Source organism: Chryseobacterium sp. HNCC26DJ238 (assembly GCF_057180465.1).
Map to the genome: position 1 here is coordinate 140,575 of NZ_JBXUGI010000006.1, position 18,270 is coordinate 158,844.

The following is an 18,270-nucleotide window of genomic DNA, read 5'->3' on the forward strand; positions in this document are numbered from 1 at the left end:
ATGGAGAATTTAGTCTATGCAATAATACTTTTACCACTTTTAGGTTTTCTCATTAACGGTTTATTCGGAAAAAATCTTCCAAAAATAGTTGTTGGAAGCTTAGCTACCATTGCTGTTTTCGGATCTTTCTGTATTGCGGTCAGCTTATTCCTGAATTTCGATTCTGAAAGCCAGCCCGTCATCGTAAAGGCTTTTGAGTGGTTCAGAGTCAACGGAATTCAGATTAATTTCGGTTTCCAGATCGATCAGCTGTCTTTAATGATGGTAATGGTCATCACAGGAATCGGTTCTCTGATTCACCTCTACTCTATAGGATATATGAGTCATGATAAAGGTTTCTATAAGTTTTTCACTTATTTAAATTTATTTATTTTCTCAATGTTACTGTTGGTCATGGGAAGCAACTACCTGATCTTATTCATCGGATGGGAAGGAGTTGGTTTATGTTCGTACTTATTAATCGGTTTCTGGTACACCAACGAAGAATATGGCAAAGCAGCAAGAAAAGCTTTCATCATGAACAGAATTGGTGACCTTGCATTATTGATCGGAATCTTTATGATCGCCTCTCAGACCAATGCAGTTGATTACTTAACAGTCGCTCAGAACGCAGGGAAATTTGAACTGGACGGCACAATAATCATCTTTATCACAGCAAGTTTATTTATCGGTGCTACCGGAAAATCTGCACAGGTTCCTTTATATACCTGGCTACCGGATGCAATGGCTGGTCCTACTCCTGTTTCTGCATTGATTCACGCTGCCACCATGGTAACGGCAGGAATCTATTTGGTGGTAAGATCTAACTTCTTATTTACGTTGGCTCCTACCGTTCAGGACGGTATTTTATTAATCGGATTCTTAACCGCAGCATTGGCCGGCTTCTATGCACTTCGTCAGAACGACATCAAAAAAGTACTGGCCTATTCTACAGTTTCACAATTAGGTTTCATGTTTATCGCTTTAGGTTTGGGAGCTTATACTACAGCCATGTTCCACGTAATGACGCATGCTTTCTTTAAAGCTCTGTTATTCCTGGGTGCTGGTTCTGTAATCCACGCCATGAGCAACGAACAGGATATGCGTTTCATGGGAGGTCTGAAAAAGTACATTCCAATTACCCACGCAACTTTCCTGATCGGAACGTTAGCCATTTCAGGATTCCCTTTATTATCAGGGATGATCTCAAAAGACGAAATTTTAGTCGCTGCTTATGCTAAAAACCCGGTTTACTGGGTGATGCTCTTCATCTTAGCAGCAGTTACTGCAACATACATGTTCAGACTGTATTACCTGACTTTCCACGGAGATTTCAGAGGTACGGAAGACCAGAAACATCATTTACATGAAAGCCCGCTGAACATGACTTTACCGTTAATCGTTCTGGCAGTACTTTCAGTAGTCGGAGGTTTTATCAACCTTCCTCACTTTATCGGTCACGGTCATTATGCTAAATTAATGGAGTGGCTGAAACCTGTACTGACAGAAGAAAGCTACAACCAAATGGAAACTACGCTTTCAGGAGTTGATTTCAATACTGAAATGATCCTTTTGGGAGCAACAGTTCTGATGTTCTTCTCAGTCTGGTTTATCGTGAAAAACACTTATGTAAATAAGAAAAAGAGAGCTATCGCTGAAGACGATTATACAGGATGGGAAAAACTATCTGCTAAGAAACTGTACGTTGACGAACTTTACAATGCTTTGATTGTAAAAACTGTCGAAGGACTGGGACGTGGCGGAAAAATGTTTGACAAAGGCGTCCTTGACCGTTTTGTGGACTACGTGGGAGAAGGCGCTGAAGACAGCGGAAGATCAATGAAGCGTATACAGAACGGAAATGTAGAAAACTACATTCTGATCATGTCTTTAGCTGTGGGAATTATACTGATTGTTAACTTTATATTACAATAATGTCTTATTTACTATTAACATTATTACTTTTACCTCTAGTAGGTTCGGGATTGGTTTTTGCATGGAAGAATACTTCCAGCAGATACCTGGCGTTGGGAATTGCTTTGATTCAGATGCTGCTTACATTTTACGTTGTATCGGATTTTGATTTTAATCTGACCGTAGACAGTAAACTGCAGTACGAAATCACCTATCCCTGGTCACAATTTATAAAAAGTACACTTCATTTCGGCATTGACGGGATGAGCCTGCTTCTCCTATTGTTGACCAATATTTTGATGCCGATCATTATTCTTTCATCTTTTAATGAAAATGTAAGCTATAAAAATTCTTTCTACGGTCTGATTTTGCTGATGCAGTTCGGATTAGTTGGAGTTTTCACCGCTTTAGACGGTTTACTGTTCTATATTTTCTGGGAAGTAACTCTGATTCCGATCTGGTTTATTGCCGCTCTTTGGGGACAGGAAAACAAAAGACTGGAGTTCACCACAAAATTCTTTGTGTACACCTTCGTAGGATCTCTGTTTATGCTGGCAGGTTTGATTTATGTATACAATCATTCAGCTTCATTTGCTTTAACTGATTTATACAATGCAAATCTTGGTGAAACTCAGCAGATCGTTGTTTTCTGGTTTATTTTCTTTGCCTTTGCAGTTAAACTTCCGGTTTTCCCGTTCCACACCTGGCAGCCGGACACCTATACGTACTCTCCAACTCAGGGATCGATGTTGTTATCAGGGATTATGCTTAAGATGGCAATCTACGGTGTGCTTCGTTATCTGATCCCGATCACGCCGACCGCAATTTTCGGAATTTCCGGACAGATTGTAATCATCCTGGCGATTGTTGGAATTGTTCACGGAGCATTAATCGCAATCATCCAGACCGATATGAAGCGAATTATCGCCTATTCATCTTTCTCACACGTTGGATTGATGGTAGCAGGTATTTTCTCATCAGCAGTTCTTACTTTAAGAGGAACATTTACGATTGAAGGAGCAGAGGGTGCTTTGGTACAGACATTTGCTCACGGGATCAACGTGGCAGGTTTATTTTTCTGTGCTGATATTTTATACAAAAGATTCAAATCAAGAGACATCAGACAGATGGGAGGTTTAGCGAAAGTGGCTCCGAAGTTTGCTGTGCTCTTTTTGATTATCATATTAGGTTCAATGGGTGTTCCTTTGACCAATGGTTTCATCGGAGAATTTATCCTGATCAAATCGGTCTTTGACTTTAATGTTCTGGCATCCGTAATCGCCGGTCTTACTGTTATTCTCTGTGCAGTGTATCTATTGAGATTCTATGGAAAAGCAATGTTCGGACAGGGAGATGAAGCGGTATTGAGTACAGCAAAAGATTTATCAGCAGTAGAATTTTCGGTATTGGCAAGTATTGCCGTTTTTGTGATTGTATTGGGTATTTTCCCGCAGCCGGTAATCGATATGGTAAGTAGTTCATTGCAGTTCATCTATACTTCAATGATCAATTAAGATTTAAAAATTTAAAGATTAAAAGATTTAAAAATTGAGAAATTAGAAATGAGAAATTAGAAGTACAATTTGAGCCCTCTCAAATCTGATATCTACAATCTCGAATCTATTATCTCGAATCTCAAATATAAATTATGAGTGTTTTAATTATTGTTTTCCTAACTGCAGTTGCTGCATTATTTTCAGGAGTTTTTGAGCAGGGAAAATTCGCAAGATACATTGGGATTTTCGGATTAATCATTGCCCTGTATGTAAGTTTCCTGCCTGAAGCATCATTCTTCGAGCAGTACAGACTTATGTATGATTACAGCGCCAATACAGCGTTGTTCACAAAAATATCTATTGTAACGACTTTACTGTTATTTTTCCTTGGAGGTTTTGCATTCAGTAACCACAGAAGCCATCAGTCTGAATTGTATGCATTGATGCTTTTCGCTCTTTGTGGTGGAATTATCCTTTTCGGATTCCAGAATCTGGTGACTCTGTTCCTGGGAATCGAAATCCTTTCCATTCCGCTGTATGTAATGGCCGGAGCAAATAAAACAGATTTGAGATCGAACGAAGCTTCGATTAAATATTTCCTGATGGGTGCATTTGCAACAGGTTTCTTACTGTTTGGAATTGCGTTTATTTATGGAAGTACAGGAACTTTTGATTTATACAGAATTCAGGACTTCAGCATAGCCAATCCTAAAAACATCATGTTCATCTTAGGGGTTATCCTGATGCTTTGTGCGATGTCGTTCAAGGTAGCATTGGCACCGTTTCACATGTGGAGTCCGGATGTTTATGCAGGTTCGCCTTCACTGATTACTGCCTTCATGGCGAGTGTAGTGAAAATCTCCGGTTTTTTTGCATTATTCAGACTGATGACCATCGGATTCTCCGGTGTAACTGCTGAATGGATCAACATTCTTGGAGTATTCCTGATTATCACTTTAGTTCTTGCGAATGTAATGGGTCTTGCGCAGACCAATGCAAAGAGAATGCTGGCATACTCTTCAGTTTCTCACGCAGGATATATCGGCTTGGTATTCTTTGGTATGAATACCCTTTCGACTTATACCTTAGGATTTTACCTATTTGCCTATTCACTTTCTACTGTAGGTGTTTTCATGTGTCTGATCTGGGTGGAAAAAATCAAAAGGGAAACATCATTCGGAGCGTTTAAAGGCCTGGCAAAAACAGAACCCTTACTAGCTGTTGTAGCAACGATCTCTCTTTTATCAATGGCTGGAATTCCGTTAACAGCAGGTTTTATGGGTAAATTCTCATTATTTGCTCAGGCACTGACAAAGGATGACAATACCTTTTTAGTCATTGTGGCTGTTTTAGGTTCAGCGATTTCCATTGCGTATTATTTAAGACTTATTATTGCAATGTTCTTTTTTAAAGAATCCACTTTTAAGACTTCAGAAAAAGTAACCGTTACTTACAATATTGTAGCGGTTGTTATTATTGCATCGCTGGTTGTTCTGGGAGTTTTTCCTGATCTGTTTGCAAAGCAGTTTGGTTTATAAAAAATCAATTTAAATATTAAAAAGCACAACCCTTGAGTTGTGCTTTTTTTATACCTTTACTCCTACAATTTTATTCATATTTTGGGAAGTTTTTATAAGAAAGAAAGTCCGTTTCAGGTTTTTATCTCATTCAAAAAGTATTTGGACGTATTGGAGCACATCCGGTATAATGACCGTCTGGAATACCGCGCTTCCTATGCAGAATCAATCATAGAAAAGATCAGGAATTTTCCTGAACTCAGGAATGGTTTTCAGGATCTTTCTCTGTTTGAAAAGCACAAGGACCTTATCAGGCTTCTCCTCGCAGATCTCTTCCCTACAGGATTAACAAAAAATGAAATTAAAGCAGCCGGAATCCCACTGACCAACGTAACGTTCAACTACACAGAAAGATTCCAGAATATACTCAACGAAGCCGGAAAAGATTTTGAAATAGAATTCAGGGATATCAGTGATGACGAATATTATGTTTTCTGCTGCTGCCTTATTTTGCAGACTTATCTTCAAAAGGACATTAAGGTCACCCTCCCCTTTTATTATGACATTCCTGATAAAAAGGGAATCATGAGACATTACAAGATTACGGTTAACTCGGATTTCAGTGATGTCTATCCTGCAGAAGGAACAAAGATACCCTCTGATGAGATTTTAGACATGCTGTTGGAAAACCTGGATGATATACAGTTGTGGAAAAAATACTTCCAGCCTGAGTCGTGGATCTTAAATGGTTTCAGTATTATTTCTCTCATTGACTGTACTTCGGAAGTTGCCCTGTCAGACCTTAAATCAAGCATGATCAAAATTGATATTGACCATCCGTCACCGGATGGAAATCTCAAAGAAATTTTCAAATCTTATTTTGAAGTTGCTGAGCTTAATTTTGGACTGATGCTTTTCAATACGAAAAACAAAAGGCTTGAAAAACTTCCTATCTACGAAAATGTGTTCACCAATTATCTCCTTGATTTCTGGATCAATACTTTTGATGAAGAACTACGGAAAACAGCTTTTGAAAACATCACTTACAATTCTAAACCGGTTGTCGTTTCCAATGTCAGCAATCTTGATTACGAGATCAAAAAACATCCTTCTTTCAGTATTTTGAAAGATAACGGCATCAATAGTTTCATGGTTATCCCCATCATGAAAGACAACGAACTTCTTGCAATCATGGAGTTTACCTCCCCTTTACCGAACAGTCTGAATGGTTTAAAACTGAAAAAGCTTGAGTTTGTTGCTGATATGATTATTTTCTCCCTCAACAGGTTTTCGTATGAAAAAAACAATCAGATAGAAGCCATCATTCAGCGTGAATACACTACCATCCATAACAGTGTGATCTGGAAATTCAGAAATGAAGCTGAACGGTATTTCAATGCTTATTTATCAAAAAAAATATATACTTTAAAGGAGATTTCTTTTAGAAACCTTACCCCGTTATTTAGTTTTTCAGATATCAGATCTTCATCGGAAAAACGTTTTCATCTGATGCTTGAAGATCTTAATCAGCAGATCGAAGAACTGCATGAAGCAATGAACCTTCTGAATTCTTCAGATACTGAAAAATATTCTCTAGCCCTGGATATTTTTGAAAATGAACTTAATAACGAAATAAAAGCAGATACAGAACAGCGATTTCAGAGACTTTTGCGGGAAGAAATTCATCCGTATCTGCAAGGTCAGCTTGAGGTAAAAAGTGAAGAGAATATTAAGGATAAGATAAAAATTTATTTTGGCCAGGTTTTCTCACAGAATGATCTGTTTTATGCCAACAGAAAAAATTTAGATGATTCCATTACGCTTCTCAACCGTAAACTAGCTGATATTTTAGACCAGAAGCAAATAATGGCTCAGGAAATATTCCCTCATTATTTTGAAAGGTTTAAATCAGATGGTGTTGAACATAATCTCTATATCGGCTCCAATATTGCACCGGAATTACCTTATTCTGCCAAGGTTGTTCACGAACTGAGATATTGGCAGCTGGAAACGATCTGTATGATGGAACATGAATTTCATCTATTTAAAAAGGACCTTCCCATTTCATTGGACATTGCTTCGTTGATTTTTGTTTATAATGAAAAGATCGACATTCGATTCCGGATGGATGAAAAGCGCTTTGATGTTGACGGAGCGTTTAATTCAAATTTTGAAATCATCAAAAAAAGATTGGAAAAAGCACGTGTAAAAGATTCTGATGAAAGAATTACCTGCCCCGGGAAAATAACAATCGTCTATTTCGGAATGGAAAATCAGCGTGAATATTTACAGTATATCAACAGACTCCAAAAGCAGGATGTTCTGAAATCTGATGTTGAATTTTTACGGGTTGAAGATCTGCAGGGGATTACGGGATTACTGGCGATAAGAGTTTCTTTTAACTGAATTTTCATACTCTACAGCGTTAAAAAAGCATACGCAAAAGCAAGTACAGAGGAAATAATTCCGGTCATAAAAATCGTGTAAGTAATGGACAGCAATTTATATTTTCTGTCTAAAACTTTCCCTAAGTAATATAAATCTTTTACCATAGAATCGTAAATATAATCCCTGTCTTTAATCAGATCATGCATCGAACTCAGATAATCGTTAAACTGCATCTGATGGAAATTTCCGAAGAATAAAAGATTCACTTTCCTGTCAGCAACATCCTGTTTCGTAAAATGGATTTTGGTAACATTAGGCTTCGTAGAGAGAATAGCGAAAATGATCGTCAGAACACTTGATAAAAGCAGAAAGAATGTAGGGATAATAAGATGGGTGTTTTTGGGAGCATCCAATTTAGGAACCAAAACAGAAAGACAAACCGAAATAATGATCGCATTGACAGATAATAATATATTAGCCTTGCTGTCTGCAATATCACTTAGTCTTGTATGATTATTTAAAGTAACCCTGAAAAGGGTATCAACACTTCTGTCCGATTTTTGATCTTTATCATTTTTTGAGTCAGATTTTTCCTTTTTGGGCTTATCTTCCTTATCCATCTTCTTTTCGAGTTTTTTCACGTTTTTAAGTTTCAGAGGCTCCCAGTTTTTTTTGGCATAATCTGTAAAATAGGTATGCCTGTTTTTCAGGAAATCCACATTCATTACATTCCATTCCTCATTAGAAAAACACATCTGACCAGTGAGTTCCCACTCTTTACGCAAAGCCTCAGCAGAATCATGATAAAACGGACTGGCAAAGTGACTGAAATCTGCATCTTTCATCACTTCTTCCAGAAAATTCTGAGGCTGATGATGTTTTTCAGTAGCAAGAATCAGTTTTGCAACCTCATCTATATATTCCCGTGAGGCATTTTCATGCAAAAGAAATTCTGTTACAATTTCTACTCCTTTTTTCTCGTGTCCTTCTCCGTTACAGTCTGTAAAGCCTACATCATGAAACCATAGTGCCAGCAGTACTTTCTCACGGTCTGCTGTAGAAATTTCAGAATGGCTCATAATCTCTTCGGCCTTGTTGACAGCGTATGTGGTATGGATAAAATTATGGTAAAAATATACAGAAGATAACTTATCTTTGAATAAGTTTTCTACATAATCTTTTGCTTTGTTTAAAACGCTCATTTCTGAATTTTTCTTAATGTAAATGTATGAATTTATCCTTTAAATCCTATCGAAAAATATTCTCTGCCGGTGCGGCAACAGCCCTTCTTTCAGGATTTCTGTTATCGTGTGCAACCTATAACGTGCAAAAAGGAAAAAACTTGCATGAAATACAGAATTCTACTGTTAAAACTGAAAATGATTTCAAAATTTTCCTTGTCGGAGATGCCGGAAATGCAGATGAACCGCAGGCACAGCAAACTTTAAATTTCATTAAAAATAAATTAGACTCTGCTGATCAAAACTCAATGCTTCTCTTTCTGGGAGATAACATTTATCCGTTGGGAATGCCAAAGGAAACCGACAAAGGTTATGCTTTGGCAAGACAAAAACTGGAAAACCAGTTGGCAATCACCAAAAATTTCAAGGGAAAAACGTTAGTCATTCCCGGAAATCACGATTGGTATCACGGTTTGGAAGGCTTGAAAGCTCAGGAAGAATTCGTAAAATCTTATTTGAATGATAAAAAGGCTTTTTTACCCAAAAACTCTTGTCCGATTGATGATATTAATTTAACTAAAGACATCAAGCTCATCGTTCTTGATTCTGAATGGGCTTTAATTAATTGGGACAACTATCCCGGAATTAACAAAGGTTGCGACATTAAGACGACAGCAGATTTTTATGCAGAATTTAAAGATTTAATTACAAAAAATCAGGATAAGAGAATTATTGTAGCCCTGCACCATCCGGTGATCAGTTCAGGTGTTCATGCCGGTTTTAACTCTGCCAAATCACACTTATCCTCTTTTCAGGGTAAACTTCCGGTTCCGGGAGTTGCAAGTTTAATTAATGTGTTGCGAAGTTCATCAGGAGCCAGTATGGAAGACATCACCAATGTACATTATGCAGAATTTGCCAACAGGATCAAAAGTATCATCCAGGATAAAGAAAATGTGATTTTGGTTTCCGGTCACGATCATAATCTGCAGTATCACGCGGACAGAAATATCAGACAGATTATCAGCGGCGCAGGTTCTAAAACAGATCCGGCAACAATTGCCACGAAAACAGATTTCTCGTATGGCGGAAGTGGTTTTGCCGTTTTAAACATCAGGAAAGATTTAAGCTCAGATGTTGAATATTTTTCCACTAAAAACAATACTCTTAAAAAACTGACCCAGATTGCGGTCATTTCAAAACCTGAAGAATTTAAAAATAATTACCCAGATACTTTTCCTGCAACCGTAACCACAACAATTTACCCTGAAAAACAGGTAAAAGCAGGAAAATTCTATACCTGGCTTTGGGGAAGTCATTACAGAAAATACTATGGACTTCCCATTGAAGTCAAAACCAAAAATCTCTCAGACATGGATCCCGGATACTCTCCTTTCAGAGAAGGTGGCGGAAACCAGTCAAACAGTCTGAGGCTGAAAGATAAGGACGGACAGGAATTTGTGATGCGCGGAATTAAAAAAAGTGCAGTTCGATTTCTTAATGCACAGGCTTTTAAGAAAAACAGTTTTGGAAGCGAGCTGAACAATACGTTTCCGGAAAGATTTTTACTCGATTTCTATACAACCAGTCATCCTTTCACCGGTTTTGCAGTTAATAATATGATTGACAAACTGGGTATTTTTCACAGCAATCCCGAATTATTTTATATTCCGAAGCAAAAATCTCTGGGACGCTACAACCAAAATTATGGTGACGAACTGTATATGATTGAAGAACGTTTTTCATCTGATCCCAAAACTTTACAGTCACTTGATAATGCTTCAGACATTGTATCGACGTCAGATATTCTTAAAAACATGCGCAAAGACGGTAAATATTCCGTTGACCGGGATCTTTACATCAGGGCAAGAATTTTTGATATGCTGATCGGCGATTGGGACAGACACGAAGATCAATGGAAATGGGCAGAATATAAAATCGGGGATCAGGTCGTTTACAAACCAATTCCCCGGGACAGAGATCAGGCATTCAGCAATTACGACGGAGCAGCTTTTAAAGTGCTGATGAATATCCCTGCAATCCGTCACATGAAAACGTTTAAAGATGACATTAAAAGCGTACGGTGGATGAATATGGAGCCCTATCCTCTGGATTTAATTTTATTAAAAACAGCAAATCAGGAAGACTGGACGGCACAGGCAAAATATATTCAGCAGAATTTAACCGATGCTGATATCGACCGTGCTTTTGACAATTTACCTAAAGAAGTTCAGGACGAAACCATAACGGATATTCAGAGAAAACTGAAGTTGAGAAAAGGTAAACTGGAAGATTATGCTTCGAGGTATTTCCATGTTTTACAGGAAAAAGTTCCTCTGACAGGAACTGTCAACAAAGATAAATTTGTCATTATCAAAAATGGGAATACAGTCGAGATAAAACAGTACCAGTTACATAAAAATAAAGGAGAGGAACTGGTTTTTGAAAAGAAATACGATGACACCAAAACGAAAGAACTCTGGATTTATGGTCTGGAAGACGATGATATTTATGAAGTGTCCGGTGAAGGAAAACCTAAGATCAATATCCGCTTAATTGGAGGCTACAATCACGACATTTACAATGTAGAGAACAGTAGTAAAGTAAAAATCTATGATTTTAAATCGCAGAAAAACACCTACAATGCAAAATCTGCGGTAAAGCGTATTACTAATGATTATGACATCAATACCTACAATTGGAAACATCCGAAGTATAATTTTTTTGCAGGGTATCCAATGGCTAATTTCAATCCTGATGACGGAGTGATTCTGGGAGTAGTGGCGAATTACACTGTGAATAATTTCATCCGTGATCCCTTTACCCAAAAACATATTCTGAGTGCTAATTATTATACTTCTACAGGTGGGTTTAATCTCGGTTACAAAGGAATTTTCAAGAAAGCCATTGCAGGCTGGGATGCAGGAATTGATGCAACTTACACCACTCCGTTTTTTGCACGGACATTCTTTGGTTTGGGGAATGAAACATTGTATGAAAAAGATGAAGTAGAAAGAGATTACAACAGAGTAAGGATTTCCCAGTTTAAATTTGCCCCTTCTGTTTCCACTACAAGCTGGCTGAATCTGAAACATCAGTTCCAGTTGAATTTTGAGCATTCAAAAGTGGAGCTCAATGAAGACCGTTTTGTCGCTGCTTCTCCTGAAGTAAGCCCTGAAGTCTTCAAAGGGCAGCAGTTTGCAGGAGGAAACTACACATTTAGTTTTAAAAACTTAGATAACAAAGCATTTCCCACCTTAGGATTGGAAATGATCTTAAATGCCGGATGGAAATTTAATATTTCGGAATTTAATCAAAACTTTGCCTCTTTTAACGGAACCTTAAACCTTTTCCACAGAATTGACAAACAGGGAAAATTTGTTTTTGCCAACTCAAGCAATGCCATGATTATCAACAACAATAATTTTGAGTTTTATCAGGCTGCAGCGATCGGAGGAAACAATGGAATGCGTGCCTACAGAAATGAGAGATTTGCAGGAAAATCATACTTCGTCAACAATTCTGAAATCCGCTGGGATTTTGGACGTGTAAAAAACAACATTGTTCCCACCAACATGGGAATCCTGTTTGGTTATGATCTGGGAAGGGTCTGGACAGACCGTGAAAAGTCTGACAAATGGCATCAGGGAGTCGGGGCAGGATTCTGGCTGAACATCCTTGAAATGTTTTCCGCAAGAGTGGATTATTTTATCGGTGAAGATGGAGGCAGAATTTCCGGAGGTGTGGGATTGAGTTTTTAAAAATAAATTTCTTCGTCTTGAAATCAAAGATTCAACGAATTCAAACAATCCGGAAACTTCGGCTAATGCTTAGATTCTTCAGCTAAAAAATTAATCCTTTTAGTTAAAAATTACAAACTTGCACGAATTGAAAATTGGTTTTTAATTTAAAATTTCTCCTGCGCTTTCGAACATAGGAATTTTCTTCATAGCATAGGATTAAGAAATCATGCCTGATCAATAGTACGGGCTCACGCAACCTAACTTAATAAAGAAAACTCAGCTATTTATGAGAATCTGATGTTATTTTAAAGAAAACTGATACACATTACCGCCCGTTTTCTTATCCTTTTCATCGGCAATCAATACTGTTTTATCATCAACAAAAACTATAGCTTCTTTTTGTGAATTGTGATTCAATGATATTTTCTGAATTTTAGCTGAATTAAAATCATTTGCTGTAAATCCAGAAAGTACATGAATGTTTTTATGTGTCAGTAAGACAATTTGATTTTTTGAATTGATTGTCGCAGAAGTAATCGCCGCATCGTTGTAACCTCCTTCTAACTTTAATTTCCCAATTAATTTCGCTTCAAAATCCCCTTCTTTATTTGGAATTTGGAACACTAAAAAAGTTCCGTCAAAACCTTTACTCCTGTTCTTGGTAAAAAGATAAAAACTACCGTCCTGTTCTACAAAAGCCTCACAGTCGTATAGTAAATTTGATTTTTTCGGTGGAAATTCCGTTTGCCCCTGATAATGAAATTTCGTGGTCTGAATGACCTTCGCCGACTTCTGAGACTCATTTTTTAAGTCTAATTTTAGAATCGACAGGTTCTGTCTTTCATTGTCATTATTCCCGAAGTCCCCAATGTAAATACTTCCGTCCGCATCTTTTGTTATGTCTTCCCAATCATGGTTTTCAGCATTTTCAACAAGAACATTTGCGACCAATGCACCCTGTCGGTTCAGCCCATACACCACATTTTTGTTCCCCGCATCTTCAATCACCCAGATCATTTTCTGATCCTGTGAAAGCGCAATTCCGGAAACCTCTTTAAGTTTTTTGGGCAGGGCAAATTCAGTTGTAAGATCTTCCTGTGTTTTTGATGCTGAATCCTGAGCTTTTGGATTGCAGCTTAATAAAAAGAAAGCCAATATCGTAGTAATGCGCATAATTTTATTTTTTTAATTTTTTAAACTGAAAAAAAGAATACCTGATATTCTTCTCAAGCCGGTTGATGATTTGCTGATGATGCAGAAAAAATCCTGCTGCCAGTCCCATCAGACTTCCGATAACAGTATCCAATAACCTTGCCTCCATCAGATTTTCTACAGAATGGTGAATCGGACTTCCTGCTTCAATCAAAAGCAGGGTAAGCGGAGTAATAAAGATAACCGCAAGACCGTAATTCCTCACGATCATCAGCTCAACAATAAACTGTAAAACTACAATGATGGCAATCATTATAATTTTTTCAGGATCAAAAAGAAGAATGAGCCATGCTAATCCCAAACCGATGAAGGTTCCGAAAATGCGGTGTGTATTTCTCTGACGTACATGCTCAAAACTGCGTCCCTGAATGACAGCAACAGTAGAAATGGAGATCCAGTACGTATTCTGGAATTTAAGAAGATGGCCGACAATCAGCGTCAGCATCATAAACAAACCTATTAACGTACTTTCGACAAACTTTGTATACCTTTTCTTTTTAAATATTCTCCGCGGTACATTCACCACTTCACTTTTCTCCACAAAAACGGAGTAGATAAATGCTAATGAACACGATAAAATCGCTCCCATCGCCACTAAACCTACTCTTGTCGGAATCATCTCCGGATCAAACATATAAGTACTTGCCATTGCAGCAAGCATGATAAAGAAGAAATTTCCGGGTGGTGGGATTTTAAAAAAGGAGGTAATAAAATGTGACAGGAAAGAAACAATCCCGAAAGATAAAGCGGCCATGTAGATATTAAAACTGAAAAAGAGACTGACCGTAAAGGAAAATACAATACCGAAAGCACACACAGCAAGATGAATCATTCTCTGACTGATCGGCGCGGTCGTGAAATACAATATGGTTAAAGCTCCCAGACTTGAAAGGCTCCCGTAATTTGGTTTTCCGGAAAACCAACCCAACAGAAGCGGAGTACCGATACACAAAGCAGCAAGAAACGGAAAATGCCATTTCCTCTCTGTTTTTTTTATTTCAATCAGGTACTGAAATCTTTTTCGGGCAGGATGATCAGTCTTCATTTATTCAAAAAGTTTTGCTTTCTCCCATAAAACATCCATTTCTTCAAGATACATTTCACCCAGTTTTAAATTTTCCTGTAACGCCAAATTCTCCATTTTCTGAAATCTTGAGATAAATTTCAGATTGGTTCTTTCCAAAGCAGAATCCGGGTTCAATCCTGAAATTCTTGCATAATTGATTAAAGAGAAAAATACATCGCCCAGCTCCTGTTCTTTTTTATCGGAATCGGTTTCATGATGAAACTCCTGAATTTCTTCATCCACTTTCTTCCAGGCATCTTCAGCGTCCTGAAATTCAAAACCAATTCCCTTTACCTTATCCTGGATCCTGTACGCTTTTACCATACTCGGCAGACCTTTAGGAACTCCGCCTAAAATAGAAGTATTTCCTTCCTTCAGTTTGAGCTTTTCCCAATTCTGTTTTACCTCTTCTTCATCTTTCACTTCAACATCGCCGTAAATATGAGGATGACGGAAAATCAGTTTTTCGTTTAACGAATTGATAACATCAGCAATATCAAAACTCTGTTTTTCAGAGCCTATTTTAGCGTAAAAAACCAAATGAAGGAGCACATCACCCAGCTCTTTTTTAATTTCCGTCAGATCTTCCTGTAAAAGCGCATCAGAAAGCTCATACGTTTCTTCAAGCGTCAGATGACGCAATGTCTGAAGCGTCTGCTTCTGATCCCACGGACATTTTTCACGAAGATCATCCATAATGTCTAAAAGTCTTCCAAAAGCTTCGAGTTTTTCCTGTCTGGTGTTCATAATTTAAGAATTAAAAAGTGGTACAAATTTAATTATAATAAAGCTTCTTTAAGGTCTGTTCAAAATAAAAATCAATTTATTTCCCCAACTCTAAAATGGAGTAAATTGATTCTTAGGCAACACGTTTGAATATAATTTTCGTCCTCCCTTTAGGCTTGGCATAAGAAGAAATTTTGGAGAATTAATGAAAACAAAAAACCTTATCATCGCTGATAAGGTTCGTATAAATTGAGATCAATAAGATTATCCCATTTTTCTGTGTGTACTTTTCGTCGCTGCTTTTGCTCCTGTACTTGCTTTTACTTTTGGAGTTGCAGGCTTGTCTGCTTTTGGAGCTGCTTTCTTAGGAGCTGCTTTGTCTGCAGTGATGTCACCTTCAGCACTTTCTCCTTCTAAAGTTTCAGGCTCAGCTTTTACGAAGCTTTCCGGAGTGATGTATCCTGCTTTGTGAAGGATATTGTACCATTGAGCCAGTTTTTTGATGTCAGAAAAATAAACTCTCTCTGTATCGTAATTCGGAAGAGATGCCCCCATAAATTCTTTCAGCTCATCTTCAGTAGATTTGTGAGAGATTGTTTCTTTATATTCGTAGTTTTTTGCAATATTTTCAAAAACTTCAAACAAAGGAACTTCTTTTTCGAATGTAAACATGGCGATATTATCCAACAGGCTCACCTGGCTTGAGTTACCGATGCTTACTTTCTTTTTTGTTGTAACGTCTTCAATAATAAATCCGTTTTTCAATTGCGAAACTAATTTGTAAAGACCTGGTTTACCAGAAATCGAAATTATTTTTTCTAACAGCATAATCTTAATTTTTTTTAAATTTTAGCAATTTGCTGAAGACAAACTGCGCTTTATTGTTTATTTATTTTCTATTTATTTATTTTGGAAATCTCATTTTATAGCTGATTGATACATCACCCTGAGAGATCTTTACCAATTTACCTTTTACCAGCTTTTTCTTTAAAGAGCTTAGGTGATCGGTAAATAATGTACCTTCAATATGATCATATTCATGCTGAATTACGCGGGCTCTAATATCGGAAAAAGTTTCTTTATGCTTCACAAAATTTTCGTCATAATATTCTATAACGATCGTACTCTTTCTTTTTACATCTTCCCTCACATCAGGAATAGAAAGGCAGCCTTCATTAAACTTCCATTCTTCACCCGATTCTTCAAGAATCTGAGCATTGATGAAGACTCTTTTAAAGTCTTTCAACTCTTCAGCAATATCTTCATAATCTTCATCTTCAGCAAGAGGTGTCACATCTACAATAAACATCCTGATGTCTAAACCAATCTGCGGTGCTGCGAGACCAATACCGTTGGCACTGTACATCGTCTCAAACATATTGTCGATAAGTTCCTGCAAACCAGGATAATCTTTATCTATATCTTTTCCCACTTTTCTCAAAACAGGATCTCCAAAGGCTCTAATTGGTAAAATCATCTTGTTCTTTGTTCTAAAAAATTCTGCAATATAATGGTTGCACTTACTTTATCTATTAATCCTTTCTCCTCTCTCTTTTTTTTGCTTTTCCCACTTTGGGAAATAAAAAATGAAGCCATCTTAGACGTAAACCTCTCATCCATACGGTGGACCTGAATATCCGGAAATTCTTTACTGAAAAGCTCTATAAATTTCAGAATATCCTCTTCCACTGCAGAAAGATTCCCCCTTAAATCCACCGGCAGCCCTACAACAATGTCTTCAACTTTGTTTTCACTGAAATATTTTTTTAAAAATTCCATCAAAAACCTGGTCTCTACCGTCGGCAGGCCACTGGCTATAATCCTCATATCATCGGTCACTGCAAGGCCGCAGCGAGCCTTCCCGTAGTCTATTGCAAGGATTTGTCCCATAAGTCTGCAAATTTAAGAAATTTTAATGATTTTATTCACATGTAGATTTCCATTGTTTAAGGTCATCCGATATCGCCAATATTTATAAATTAATGGTATTTTAGGTCATTATAATTTCATAACGCAGTTTTTTTTATAAAATGATATCGCATTCACCATTTTTTTTTATAATTTTATTTATCCAAACTCAAAACTATGAAGAAACTCATCTTGGTAAGACATGCAAAAAGCGACTGGCCGGAAGAAACCGAAGACTTTGACAGACCTCTGGCAGACAAAGGGTTACAGGATGCTTTGAAGATGTCTAAATTTTTAAAGAACAGCAGTGTACCCATTGAATATATGGTTTCAAGTCCCGCAGTGCGGGCTCTGAATACCTGCAAAATCTTCAATCAAACGTACAGGCTTAACTACATTACCAGTGAAAAATTATATAATCCGTCAGAAAATAATTTCCAGTCGGTCATTTATGATTTAAATGATGAGGTGAATTCTGTTGCATTATTTTCGCACAATAACGGTATTTCCAATTTTGCCAATTCGATTTCAGAAGATATTTTTCATTTTCCGACTTGCGGTGTTGCGGGTTTTGAGATCAACTGTGATTCATGGTCTCATTTTGATGGGGCTGATAAAAAGCTCTTGTTTTTCTACGAGCCCAATAAGATTAATTAGATTACAATTCTGAGAATATCCTCCCGCGGAGGAGTATGGAAAATGCTTATAGATTTTTTGGGTAGTTATAAAATCTTACCAATTTTATCATACCTAACTACTCCATTCAAGATAAAAAAACAGATTTAAGTCCATTTTTTTGATCAGGAATCCCTTAAATTTCGCTCTACCACATTCTTCTTCTAATCTAAATAGGTAGAGAGTATAAACTTCTGTTTTTTAATCCTGTAAAAAATTTAACTCGTCAAATTTTTTCAGGTTTTTCAGCAATAATCCTATAGGTAAGACATCTTGTCTGTAGCGCTGGAAAACCCTTCAAGCGTTTGAACGCTGGAAGGGTTGTGCGTGGATAAAAAGTAAAAACACTGAGATTACATTCTATTCTCACTAATAAGTCTTACGTGATATTAGACTTGTGTTTTTCATAATATTGAATTAAACACAGTACCTTTTTCAAGTCTCTCAGCAGTATTCCTGCCTGTA

General features: G+C 37.2%; 13 protein-coding genes. 6 read left to right on the plus strand and 7 right to left on the minus strand.

From position 1 onward, the window contains the following. From nuoL to AC2A07_RS07705, 4 genes are all read left to right on the plus strand, one after another. The gene (gene nuoL, locus AC2A07_RS07690) at positions 1 to 1,914 is read left to right on the plus strand and encodes an NADH-quinone oxidoreductase subunit L (RefSeq protein WP_314496721.1); all 1,914 of its coding nucleotides are present in this window, start codon (positions 1 to 3) and stop codon (positions 1,912 to 1,914) included. Beyond that, on the plus strand, positions 1,914 to 3,407 hold the full coding sequence (locus AC2A07_RS07695) for a complex I subunit 4 family protein (protein WP_484049925.1): 1,494 nt from the start codon (positions 1,914 to 1,916) through the stop codon (positions 3,405 to 3,407). Before nuoL ends, AC2A07_RS07695 begins: the two co-directional genes overlap by 1 nt. A gap of 134 nt (positions 3,408 to 3,541) precedes the next feature. Continuing rightward, positions 3,542 to 4,927 carry an NADH-quinone oxidoreductase subunit N gene (locus AC2A07_RS07700; protein ID WP_484049926.1) on the plus strand — a complete coding sequence of 462 codons (1,386 nt, stop codon included), beginning with the start codon at positions 3,542 to 3,544 and terminating at the stop codon, positions 4,925 to 4,927. 39 nt (positions 4,928 to 4,966) lie between these two features. After that, a complete protein-coding gene (locus AC2A07_RS07705; protein WP_484049927.1) occupies positions 4,967 to 7,312 on the plus strand; it encodes a GAF domain-containing protein in 2,346 nt (781 codons plus the stop codon). 11 nt (positions 7,313 to 7,323) lie between these two features. Here the strand turns inward: AC2A07_RS07705 and AC2A07_RS07710 are convergent, their stop codons facing one another. Then, a complete protein-coding gene (locus AC2A07_RS07710) occupies positions 7,324 to 8,496 on the minus strand; it encodes a Pycsar system effector family protein (RefSeq protein WP_314496709.1) in 1,173 nt (390 codons plus the stop codon). Between the two features lie 26 nt (positions 8,497 to 8,522). Between AC2A07_RS07710 and AC2A07_RS07715 the strand changes: the two genes are divergently transcribed. Further along, entirely contained in the window at positions 8,523 to 12,236 is a 3,714-nt protein-coding gene (locus AC2A07_RS07715) for a metallophosphoesterase (protein ID WP_484049928.1), read from the plus strand. A 282-nt stretch (positions 12,237 to 12,518) separates the two neighbouring features. On the opposite strand, the gene AC2A07_RS07720 is transcribed toward AC2A07_RS07715, so the two are convergent. The 6 genes from AC2A07_RS07720 to ruvX form a co-directional block, all read right to left on the minus strand. Further along, on the minus strand, positions 12,519 to 13,391 hold the full coding sequence (locus AC2A07_RS07720) for a hypothetical protein (protein ID WP_484049929.1): 873 nt from the start codon (positions 13,389 to 13,391) through the stop codon (positions 12,519 to 12,521). A gap of 4 nt (positions 13,392 to 13,395) precedes the next feature. After that, positions 13,396 to 14,475 (minus strand): FUSC family protein, encoded by a 1,080-nt coding sequence (locus AC2A07_RS07725; RefSeq protein ID WP_484049930.1) that lies wholly within the window; start codon positions 14,473 to 14,475, stop codon positions 13,396 to 13,398. Continuing rightward, positions 14,476 to 15,243 (minus strand): nucleoside triphosphate pyrophosphohydrolase, encoded by a 768-nt coding sequence (mazG, locus tag AC2A07_RS07730; protein ID WP_484049931.1) that lies wholly within the window; start codon positions 15,241 to 15,243, stop codon positions 14,476 to 14,478. Between the two features lie 243 nt (positions 15,244 to 15,486). Then, complete coding sequence (locus tag AC2A07_RS07735) at positions 15,487 to 16,050, minus strand: DUF5606 family protein (RefSeq protein ID WP_314496696.1); 564 nt, start codon at positions 16,048 to 16,050, stop codon at positions 15,487 to 15,489. Between the two features lie 76 nt (positions 16,051 to 16,126). After that, positions 16,127 to 16,699: a peptide deformylase gene (gene def / locus AC2A07_RS07740; protein WP_484049932.1), complete on the minus strand. Its 573-nt coding sequence runs from the start codon at positions 16,697 to 16,699 to the stop codon at positions 16,127 to 16,129. After that, a complete protein-coding gene (gene ruvX / locus AC2A07_RS07745; RefSeq protein WP_484049933.1) occupies positions 16,696 to 17,112 on the minus strand; it encodes a Holliday junction resolvase RuvX in 417 nt (138 codons plus the stop codon). The genes def and ruvX overlap by 4 nt, the downstream gene beginning before the upstream one ends. Positions 17,113 to 17,307: 195 nt before the next feature. Between ruvX and AC2A07_RS07750 the strand changes: the two genes are divergently transcribed. Then, positions 17,308 to 17,787 carry a SixA phosphatase family protein gene (locus AC2A07_RS07750; protein WP_314496687.1) on the plus strand — a complete coding sequence of 160 codons (480 nt, stop codon included), beginning with the start codon at positions 17,308 to 17,310 and terminating at the stop codon, positions 17,785 to 17,787. The last annotated feature ends 483 nt before the right edge of the window (positions 17,788 to 18,270 follow it).

Coding starts and splice junctions, on each gene's coding strand:
- nuoL (WP_314496721.1), top strand. CDS start 1: ATGGAGAATTTAGTCTATGCAATAATACTTTTACCACTTTTAGGTTTT.
- AC2A07_RS07695 (WP_484049925.1), top strand. CDS start 1,914: ATGTCTTATTTACTATTAACATTATTACTTTTACCTCTAGTAGGTTCG.
- AC2A07_RS07700 (WP_484049926.1), top strand. CDS start 3,542: ATGAGTGTTTTAATTATTGTTTTCCTAACTGCAGTTGCTGCATTATTT.
- AC2A07_RS07710 (WP_314496709.1), bottom strand. CDS start 8,496: ATGAGCGTTTTAAACAAAGCAAAAGATTATGTAGAAAACTTATTCAAA.
- AC2A07_RS07715 (WP_484049928.1), top strand. CDS start 8,523: ATGAATTTATCCTTTAAATCCTATCGAAAAATATTCTCTGCCGGTGCG.
- AC2A07_RS07720 (WP_484049929.1), bottom strand. CDS start 13,391: ATGCGCATTACTACGATATTGGCTTTCTTTTTATTAAGCTGCAATCCA.
- AC2A07_RS07725 (WP_484049930.1), bottom strand. CDS start 14,475: ATGAAGACTGATCATCCTGCCCGAAAAAGATTTCAGTACCTGATTGAA.
- mazG (WP_484049931.1), bottom strand. CDS start 15,243: ATGAACACCAGACAGGAAAAACTCGAAGCTTTTGGAAGACTTTTAGAC.
- AC2A07_RS07735 (WP_314496696.1), bottom strand. CDS start 16,050: ATGCTGTTAGAAAAAATAATTTCGATTTCTGGTAAACCAGGTCTTTAC.
- def (WP_484049932.1), bottom strand. CDS start 16,699: ATGATTTTACCAATTAGAGCCTTTGGAGATCCTGTTTTGAGAAAAGTG.
- ruvX (WP_484049933.1), bottom strand. CDS start 17,112: ATGGGACAAATCCTTGCAATAGACTACGGGAAGGCTCGCTGCGGCCTT.
- AC2A07_RS07750 (WP_314496687.1), top strand. CDS start 17,308: ATGAAGAAACTCATCTTGGTAAGACATGCAAAAAGCGACTGGCCGGAA.